The organism is Pyrinomonas methylaliphatogenes, assembly GCF_000820845.2.
Classification (GTDB): domain Bacteria; phylum Acidobacteriota; class Blastocatellia; order Pyrinomonadales; family Pyrinomonadaceae; genus Pyrinomonas; species Pyrinomonas methylaliphatogenes.
Genome location: NZ_CBXV010000008.1, coordinates 50814 through 60000 on the forward strand (window position 1 = coordinate 50814; position 9187 = coordinate 60000).

At 59.6% G+C, this 9187-nt stretch carries 5 protein-coding genes and 2 rRNA genes (1 of these 7 running past the window's edge); all 7 read right to left on the reverse strand.

Features of this window, described 5'->3' with window-relative positions:
• Nucleotides 1–17: 17 nt before the first annotated feature.
• Nucleotides 18–1310 carry a glycosyltransferase gene (locus PYK22_RS11435; RefSeq protein ID WP_041977462.1) on the reverse strand — a complete coding sequence of 431 codons (1293 nt, stop codon included), beginning with the start codon at nt 1308–1310 and terminating at the stop codon, nt 18–20.
• A gap of 24 nt (nt 1311–1334) precedes the next feature.
• Nucleotides 1335–1517 carry a hypothetical protein gene (locus tag PYK22_RS11440; RefSeq protein WP_041977464.1) on the reverse strand — a complete coding sequence of 61 codons (183 nt, stop codon included), beginning with the start codon at nt 1515–1517 and terminating at the stop codon, nt 1335–1337.
• A 28-nt stretch (nt 1518–1545) separates the two neighbouring features.
• Nucleotides 1546–2106 (reverse strand): phosphatidylglycerophosphatase A family protein, encoded by a 561-nt coding sequence (locus tag PYK22_RS11445; protein WP_211197686.1) that lies wholly within the window; start codon nt 2104–2106, stop codon nt 1546–1548.
• Nucleotides 2107–2139: 33 nt separating this feature from the next.
• Nucleotides 2140–3483 carry a 30S ribosomal protein S12 methylthiotransferase RimO gene (gene rimO / locus PYK22_RS11450; protein WP_041977467.1) on the reverse strand — a complete coding sequence of 448 codons (1344 nt, stop codon included), beginning with the start codon at nt 3481–3483 and terminating at the stop codon, nt 2140–2142.
• Nucleotides 3484–3487: 4 nt separating this feature from the next.
• Entirely contained in the window at nt 3488–5668 is a 2181-nt protein-coding gene (locus PYK22_RS11455) for a transglutaminase TgpA family protein (protein ID WP_041977469.1), read from the reverse strand.
• A gap of 185 nt (nt 5669–5853) precedes the next feature.
• Nucleotides 5854–5970: ribosomal RNA gene (gene rrf / locus PYK22_RS11460) — 5S ribosomal RNA — on the reverse strand.
• Between the two features lie 89 nt (nt 5971–6059).
• Nucleotides 6060–9187: ribosomal RNA gene (locus tag PYK22_RS11465) — 23S ribosomal RNA — on the reverse strand (it continues 650 nt past the right edge of the window).

A 9187-nucleotide genomic window follows, 5' to 3' on the forward strand; every position in this document is an offset into this window, starting at 1 on the left:
CTCCTTTCAGCGGAAGTTCATGCGCGCCGTTCTTCCCGCGCGCAAGCCGCGCTTCGCTCCTCCGCCAGCAACTCGGCGTAAAGGCGCGCGACATCGGCCAGAAGCCTGTCGAGCGAGTGGGCGCGTTCGACGAACAGGCGCGCGCGATATCCCAACTCGCGCCTCAACGCCGCGTCCTCGATCAGCCGATCGAGCGCGAGGCTGAAGCCCTGCTCGTCATCCGGTCGAACGAGCACGCCACGCTCGCATATCTTGTATCCCTCTTCGCCAAGTTGCAAGTCGCGCGCCGTCCCGAGGAGATCGCCTACGCCGCCGACCTCGGTGGCGACGACCGCCCGCTCGCACGCCATCGCCTCGATGAGCGTCAACGGCGTCCCCTCGTTGCGCGAAGTCAAAGCGACGATATCGAGTGCCGCGTAGAAATTCTCCGGATCGTTGCGCGTGCCCGTGAAATGGACCGCCGGACCGATGCCGAGCGCACGCGCCTCATCCTCAAGATCGCGCCGTAGATGCCCATCGCCGATGATGATGAACCTCACGTCGCTCCGCCGCTCGCCGCGACACAAGGCCAAATAGCGCGCCGCCGCGCGAAGGAAAAGGCGATGATTTTTTATCTCGGTCAAACGCCCCACGATGCCGACGAGCAGAGCGTCTGCCGCCGCCCCGCTTCTTAATAGCAACTCGCGTCGCGCCCCTTCACGTCGCGCGCTCCAATCGGCGAAGGCGCCGAGATCCAATCCGAGCGGAATGATGGCGAACTGTTCGGCACGCCCGACGCCAAAACGCTCGTGTATCTCACGACGCTGCTGCGGACTGATGACGATGATCCGATCCGTCGCCCAACGGGCCAGCGCGCGCTCGATCGCGAGAAAAAGGCGCGTCTTCGCTGGACCGTAATAGCTATGGAAGATGTGCCCGTGATAGGTGTGGACGAACCGGCAACGACGCGGCCTTCCGATCAACGCGGATGGCGTCAAGTACCGATAGAGCAGACCGGCAACGCGCCCCACCGTTCCCGCCTTGGCCGTATGCGTGTGCACGATATCAGGCCGCACGCGACACAGCAGGCGATAGAGCTTCCAGATCGAGATGAGATCTTTCGGCGAGATCTCGCGACTCATCTCCGGAATGCGGACCGGCTCGACGCCGAGCGCGCGCGCAAATTCGCTCATATCATCTTCGCCGGGCGGCACCGTTCCGCAAACGAGCGTCGAATCGTACCCGTACCTCCCCAGTCCAGCCGTCAACCACGCGACGTGACGCGCCGGCCCACCCACGTTCAATCGAGCGATGACGCGAACGATCTTCATTGGATCTTCGATGAAGACCGGGCGTCAAAGCACCGGCCCTTCCGTTTCCGGGGATGGCTTTTCGGGAAGATCCTCCGATGGAACCTCCTCGACATCCTCGAGTTCGGGCACTGTCTGCGTCGCGCCCCACTCATGCCCTCGTTCGCGCTTTACTCCCGTATCGCCTGCCACATCTTCAGCCGGTTTCGGATCCTTCTCCTCTCTCATCCCCTCGCCCCCCAACACAGAAGATCGTTCACCACAGATGCCAGAAGGGAAGCGCCCAGAGCGCCGCTCCCGCGTAAAGGCCCGCGATCAGATCGTCCGCCATGATTCCTGTGCCTGACGCTAGACGTTCGACGCGCCGTATCGGATAGGGCTTCCACGTGTCGAAGAGGCGGAACAGAATGAATCCGGCTAGCGCCATCCGCCAATCAACCGCTCGCGCCGCGAAAAGGAAGACGACGAGCTGGCCCACGACCTCATCGATCACGACCGGTCCGGGATCCTTTCGCTTGAGGATCGCTTCGGTTTGCGTCGCCGCCCATCTACCGACGAAAGCCAAGACGATGATGAGCGACACAAGGATGACTCGCGCCACCTTAGCGCCACATGCCACCTCAGAAGCCTGCACGGCGAAGTAGAGCGCAACCCCGAGAGCCGATCCCCATGTCCCTGGCGCGAGTGGAATGAATCCGACGCCGCAACTTGCGATCGCCAGCGCGACCGCGTCGCGCGGCCCACGCCAGCTCATTGCGCGTTCGCCATCCTCGGCGCCTCGCGCAAACGACACATCGCTCGTCTCTTCGACCTTCATAGCTTCTCGAACTTTCGAACCCTGGCACACGTGTTAGACGATGCGACCGACCAGATCATGCGGGTGCGCATCGGTGATCTCTACGGTGACGAACTCGCCCGGCTGCGGTCTGCACCCATCGGGCGCTTCGTTGATCAGCACGCACCCATCTATCTCCGGCGCTTGCGTCTCCATCCTCCCTTGCCACAGAAGATCCGTCTCCGATGATCTTCCCTCGAAAAGGACGCGGACGGTCGAGCCGATGCGCGCGCGATTCTTTCGCAGCGAGATGCGCGCTTGCTCGCGCATCAGACGCGCTCTTCTTCGCTTCGCAACGCGCGCGGCGACCTTGTCAGGTAGTGAGTAAGCCGGCGTGCCTTCCTCATCAGAGTAGGTGAAGACGCCGACGCGATCGAATTCGACGCTTCTGACGAAATCGAGCAGTTCGGCGAAGTCCTCCTCCGTTTCACCCGGAAAGCCGGTGATGAAAGTCGTGCGGATGGCGATGCCGGGGACGCGCCGCCGCACGCGCTCGATCAATCGCTCGAGGCTGCGGCGCGTCCCACCGCGCCGCATCAGTTTCAAGATGCGCGCCGAAGCGTGCTGCAAAGGCAGGTCCAAATATTTGACCGCTTTCGGCTCCTCGGCCATCACGTCAAGGAAAAGATCGCTGATGTGCGTCGGGTAGGCGTACATCACGCGCACCCACTCGACCCCATCGAGCCGCGCGAGCGCACGCAGTAACTGGGCCAGTCCATCCTTCATTCCCAGATCCTCGCCGTAACGCGATGAGTCCTGAGCGACGAGGATCAGCTCTTTGACGCCGCGCGCGATGAGCTGTTCCGCCTCGCGCAAAACTGAGCCGAAGCGGCGGCTGCGAAATCGACCGCGCATCCGCGGAATGGCGCAGAAAGCGCACGGTCGATCACATCCTTCGGCGATCTTGATGTAAGCGAAATGCTTCGGCGTGGCAAGCAAGCGCGGCGTCTCATCATCGTAGAGATAAGAGATCTCGCCCATCGGCAGAACCGGCAAGGCGCGCGAATTCGCCCGCTCATCGCAAACGGCGATGATATCGCGCACTTGATCCGTCCCGATGAAGGCATCCACTTCGGGCAATTCGGCAGCGAGCTCAGCGCGATAGCGCTCGACCAAACAGCCCGCGACGATGACGCGACGACAAACCCCTTGCTCCTTCAAGCGAATCGCTTCCAAAATGGCCTCGATGGACTCCCTCTTCGCCTCTTCGATGAAACCGCAAGTGTTGACGACAAGGGTCTCCGCCTGCGCCGCTTCGTTCGTGATCTGGTAACCAGCCGCGCTGAGCTGGCCCATCATCACTTCGCTATCGACCAAGTTCTTCGGACAGCCTAAGCTGATAAATCCGACCTTCTTCATTCGATCACCTCAAATCGCGCCTCGCCGCGATGATGCTCAAACCTTTACCCACAACCAACTCCTCTTCGAGCCTTCGAAGCCAGTTTTCGACCTGCGCCTCCTCTTCCGCGCTCAGACCGCGCCCGCCATAACGCACGCGATTGTAGGCTCGCGTGAGCATGACCGCTTCCGGCATCCCGATTTCGGCGGCAAACTCGAGCGGCGTCTGATGCGGCGTGCGTTTATAACCGCGCTGCGCCAAGATTTTCGTCATGCGATCGTAGAAGTCGATCGTCGTCCGTTCGCCGCGACGCGCCTTCCACCATCTCGCGATCCGCAACAGGCCTCGCCCTTTGAAAGCCGCCAGAGCGATAAACATCAACAAGACTACCATCCACAACGCGCGCCGCGCCTGCGCATCGGTCCTCATTCGACGCAGAACCTCATCGCCCCACGCCGCCAGATCGTCGCGCCCGTTGCGAAGCTTCCTGTTTAGGACGCGCGCCAATTGGCGTTGCTCCTGCTGATCATAACCGATGACATATTGCCACCAGAGCAGGTCCAACGCCTCCGCGTATTTCCGCAGATCGCTCGACCAACTGCCGCTCGGCGCCCCATCTTGAAAAGGGACGAAAGGCGTCGGATCGAAACTGGCCCAGAAGTTGGCCGTCGGGAAATAGACCTCGACCCACGAGTGCGCATCGCGCTGGCGGACGACGTAGACATCCGCCGCGTCGTTATACTCGCCCCTCTTGAAGCCGTTGACGACGCGAGCGGCGATCCCTTGTGTTCGTAACATGATGGTCATCGCCGACGAGAAATACTCGCAGTGTCCGGCGCGCACGCGGAAGAGGAAATCGGCGAGCGGATCCGGCCCGCTCGCCCTCATCTCCAACGAGTAACGGTAATTCGTCTGCAAATAGCTCTCGATCGCGCGCGCCGCATCATAAACGTTTTGAGCGCCCGCTTGCTTTATCACCGTACGCGCCAAAGCCGCAATGCGCGGGTCGAGATTGGCTGGAAGCTGTAAATACCGCGCATAGCCGGCGGGATAGTCGAGCGCGCCGAGCTTGTCCGCGCGTAAGGTTTGCGCGTCCGGTTCTTCCACATCCGAATAGACGCGGTAGGTAAGGCGTTCGAACGGATGGGCCAAACTCGACAGCCCGCCTTCGGCATCGACGCGCACAAAAGGCAAAGCCCCTTGGACGGCCACCACCCGCGGCGCGGCGAAGAGCACCGAGGTATCGATCGGCTCTAAGAAGAACGTCTCCGTCGTCAATTGATGTAACGACTCGACCGTCCCCAACTGGAAGAGATTGCGCTCGCTCCCACGCACAATGAGCGCCGCGGTCGAAGAACGAGTCCAATCGGTGCCATCGAATCGGTCCAGTGCCACGCCGCGCCAGCGCAGCGGCGTAAGGCGTTGCCCACCCCCCTCTACCCTGACGCGCATGACGATGCGATCGCTCTGCTGTAGTCGCCCTATATCGCCGAGCCGCATCCCCTCGGCGAAACCGACGAACCCGGCAATCCCACCTCCCGCACGCGCGAACGCGCCCGCTTCAAAGCGCGGAACGAAGAAGAAGATGGGCAACGCCAACGCGAAGATCAGAACCGATAGGGCAGAGGCGACCGCCAGTAGACTCCAACCGTTGACGCCCCCCAGTAAGCGCCCTCCCCTCCGATCCATTCGATAGAGTAACTCTGTGCCATCACGCCAACCGCGCCGCTTTGCGCTTCCGAGTTCGAAACAGATGGCCGCCATCAACGCCGCTAGGATGTAAAGGCAGAAGATGGCGAGAAAGGCAGGGCGCGTCGTCAACCCGGCGGCGAGGAAAACCTCGAAGAACGAGATGAGATAGAGGAAGATCCAATCCCGATTCCGTTTCTTCTGCAGGAGCCTGATCGCCGAGAGAGAGAGCAGAAGGTGAACCAATACTCTCATCCCAGCCGCTCGCTCGTCGCCCTCGACGATGGCCATCTGCTGCCGCCAATCGAGATAGAGGAGAGGGAGGACGATGAGGAGCAACAATAGCCCCATGCGCTCGGAGAGCTGCCAGCGGCGCCCCTCGAAAGATATGGCGATGCCGAGAAGGGCCATGAAGATCAAGCTCAATTCCCATCCGATGGCCCCGGATAGAAGCAAAGCGACGCTTCCCAAAAGGACCATCGCATAGGATGAGATTTTAAACGGCCTCTCGAGCATCAAGCGCCTCTTATCGGCGAATTTACGAGGAGTATAATCAGCGAATCGTGCCAGACAAAATTGACGCCATCGCGAATAGGGCGCACCTTTAGGGCAAGCAGCCTCGAGTTAGTCTCCGAGGAGATCCGCTCTGTCGCTAAAAACGACGAAAGCCTACGCCGCGAAGCGTAGGCTTTCGATTCAAGACCCGGCGACTTCCTACTCTCCCACACGGTGTCCCGTGCAGTACCATCGGCTCCAGCAGGCTTAACTTCCGTGTTCGGGATGGGAACGGGTGTTTCCCTGCCGATATGATCACCGGGGGAACTTTTCAAATCTCGTTTGAAGCCCTTTGAGAATCGAATAGCGCGCAATTCTAGCCGTAGCGCGGCATTGCTAGCGAGTAAATTCGACGGTCAAGCCATGGGACCGATTAGTACTGGTCAGCTAAACGCATTGCTGCGCTTACACTTCCAGCCTATCAACCTGGTGGTCTTCCAGGGGTCTCACGGGCAGGACTCATCTTGGGTCTGGCTTCACGCTTAGATGCATTCAGCGTTTATCCATGCCCGACTTGGCTACCGAGCGCTGCCGCTGGCGCGACAACTCGTACACCAGAGGTCGGTCCATCCCGGTCCTCTCGTACTAGGGACAGATTCCCTCAGTCCTGCTACGCCCACGCCAGATAGGGACCGAACTGTCTCGCGACGTTCTAAACCCAGCTCACGTACCGCTTTAATCGGCGAACAGCCGAACCCTTGGGACCTTCTTCAGCCCCAGGATGCGATGAGCCGACATCGAGGTGCCAAACCGGGCCGTCGATGTGCACTCTTGGGCCCGATCAGCCTGTTCACCATGCCTCCAGTTACCTGAAGGGGCAGACTATATCTTCACCCCAACTCAAGGTCGGGGGCGCGGCGTCTTGACTCCATACCGGAGTCCTCGGGCAACTCGCCCTCAGTCGTTACGGGGTCAAGAGGAGTTTTGTACTTCATGCTCTCGATGACATGCTCGCCGATGATGGCATGCAACCGAGCAGTTTCTGACCGAGGGAAATACAGGCAAGGGTGACCCCTTTTGTAAATCAGCTTTGGTTCTACGCCGAAGTTCAGGCCAAGAGCTTTACATAACCTCGATAGCTCTTCCTCTGTGTAGTTCGGCAAATAGATGAAAGCGACCTTATCTCGCGCATAGTAATGCCCGTCATCCATGTACCAAACCGCCAGAGAGAGCGGCGATCTGAGCAGTTTTTCGATCTGCTCTGGCACCCGCTTTCTGCCCGCTTCGTCGTAGAAGTATCGCCTGTATTTTCCCAACGTCGGACTCGAGTGCGATTGGCAGCGATAGTACACGTAAGTTTTGTTGAATCTCGGATTGAAACGCTCGATTCGCTTTGGCTGATCTTGCATCAGGTTCTTCAGCTCTTCGTACTTCCAGAAGATGTAATCCTTCTGTTTTTCCGAGTGCTCCAATCGGAGCCGAGCGCTTCTTCTCCCTGTGCGCTGCAGCCAAGCGTCCCCGAGAATCGTTCCAATCAGGATCTCACGCTGCCTTTTTAACACTTGGTGCTCCTCTAGACTTCCCACGGTATTATCCCCAGCCTCCCAAGCTGAGGACTCCACCGTTATAAGCCGCGAACTAGATCCCATGTTACCATGGGATCGGGACAACTTTCGTTATCCCCGGGGTACCTTTTATCCGTTGAGCGACGGCCCTTCCACACGGAACCGCCGGATCACTAACTCCGACTTTCGTCCCTGCTCGACGTGTGTGTCTCACAGTCAGGCTGGCTTATGCGTTTGCACTCTACGGCTGATTTCCAAACAGCCTGAGCCAACCTTCGAGCGCCTCCGTTACCATTTAGGAGGCGACCGCCCCAGTCAAACTACCCGCCTGATAGTGTCCCTCCGCTGGATTCACAGCGGCAGGTTAGAGCCCAGACAAACCAAGGGTGGTATCTCACCGGTGGCTCCACCGACCCCGAAGGGCCGGCTTCACAGCCTCCCACCTATCCTGCGCATGATTTGCCCGAGCCCACTATCAGGTTGTAGTAAAGGTCCACGGGGTCTTTCCGTCTAGACGCGGGAAACCGGCATCTTCACCGGTACTACAAGTTCGCTGTGCCCCTCGTTAAGACAGCTCCCAGATCGTTACGCCATTCGTGCAGGTCGGAACTTACCCGACAAGGAATTTCGCTACCTTAGGACCGTCATAGTTACGGCCGCCATTCACCGGGGCTTCAGTTCAGGGCTTCGCCTTGCGGCTAACCCTTCCCTTTAACCTTCCGGCATTGGGCAGGCGTCAGCCCCCCATACATCCTCTTTACGAGTTTGCGGAGACCTGTGTTTTTAGTAAACAGTCGCCTGGGACCTTTCACTGCGACCCCCTCGGGCCCGAAGACCCTACCGGGGCACCCCTTCTCCCGAAGTTACGGGGCCAGTTTGCCGAGTTCCTGAACGAGGGTTCTCACAAGCGCCTTAGGATTCTCACCCCACCTACCTGTGTCGGTTTGCGGTACGGTCACCATGCGTGTTGAAGCTGCCCGAGGCTTTTCTTGGCAGCTGGGGTCGGCGACTTGTTTCCGCCCCCGAAGGGGCGTACTTTCGTCCCGCCCGCTCGCCCTGTGTGTCGCCCGGATTTGCCTAAGCGACGGGCTCGCGGCGTTCAACCGGACATCCATCGCCGGTCTCGCCTACCCGACTGCGTCCCCCCACAGCACACGCTGGTGGTTCCGGAATTTTAACCGGATTTCCATCGGCTACGCCTTTCGGCCTCGCCTTAGGGACCGACTTACCCTCTGCAGATTAACTTTACAGAGGAAACCTTAGGTTTTCGGCGCGCGGGGTTCTCGCCCGCGTTGTCGCTACTTATGCCGACAGAGTCTTTTCCGATCGCTCCAACGGCCCTTTCGGAACCGCTTCGCAGCTACGGAATGCTCGCCTACCATCGCGAAGATCAGCGACCTTCGCGATCCGAAACTTCGGCGCGTGGTTTAAGCCCCGTTGAATTGTCGGTGCAGGGCCGCTTGACCAGTGAGCTATTACGCTTTCTTTAAAGGATTGCTGCTTCTAAGCAAACCTCCTGGCTGTCAGGGCGTCCCCACCTCCTTTTCCACTTAACCACGACTTTGGGGCCTTAGTTGTCGGTCTGGGTTGTTTCCCTCTCGACCATGGAGCTTAGCCCCCACAGTCTCACTCCCGGAGAACACGTGCGCGGCATTCGGAGTTTGATTGGGTTCGGTAACCCTGTGGGGCCCCTAGCCCATTCAGTGCTCTACCACCGCGACGCTCTAGTCCGAGGCTGGCCCTAAAACCATTTCGGCGAGAACGAGCTATCACGAGATTTGATTAGCCTTTCACCCCTAGGCACAGCTCATCCAAGCGGTTTTCAACCCACACTGGTTCGGACCTCCACCGAGTGTTACCTCGGCTTCATCCTGGCCATGCCTAGATCATCTCGCTTCGCGTCCTCGTGCCACAGACTCAACGCCCTCTTCGGACTCGCTTTCGCTTCGGCTCCGCCTCGTCGGCTTAACCTCGC

Bases quoted from the DNA above. Each gene is read 5' to 3' on its own strand.
- PYK22_RS11435 (WP_041977462.1), bottom strand. From the start codon at position 1,310: ATGAAGATCGTTCGCGTCATCGCTCGATTGAACGTGGGTGGGCCGGCG.
- PYK22_RS11440 (WP_041977464.1), bottom strand. From the start codon at position 1,517: ATGAGAGAGGAGAAGGATCCGAAACCGGCTGAAGATGTGGCAGGCGAT.
- PYK22_RS11445 (WP_211197686.1), bottom strand. From the start codon at position 2,106: ATGAAGGTCGAAGAGACGAGCGATGTGTCGTTTGCGCGAGGCGCCGAG.
- rimO (WP_041977467.1), bottom strand. From the start codon at position 3,483: ATGAAGAAGGTCGGATTTATCAGCTTAGGCTGTCCGAAGAACTTGGTC.
- PYK22_RS11455 (WP_041977469.1), bottom strand. From the start codon at position 5,668: ATGCTCGAGAGGCCGTTTAAAATCTCATCCTATGCGATGGTCCTTTTG.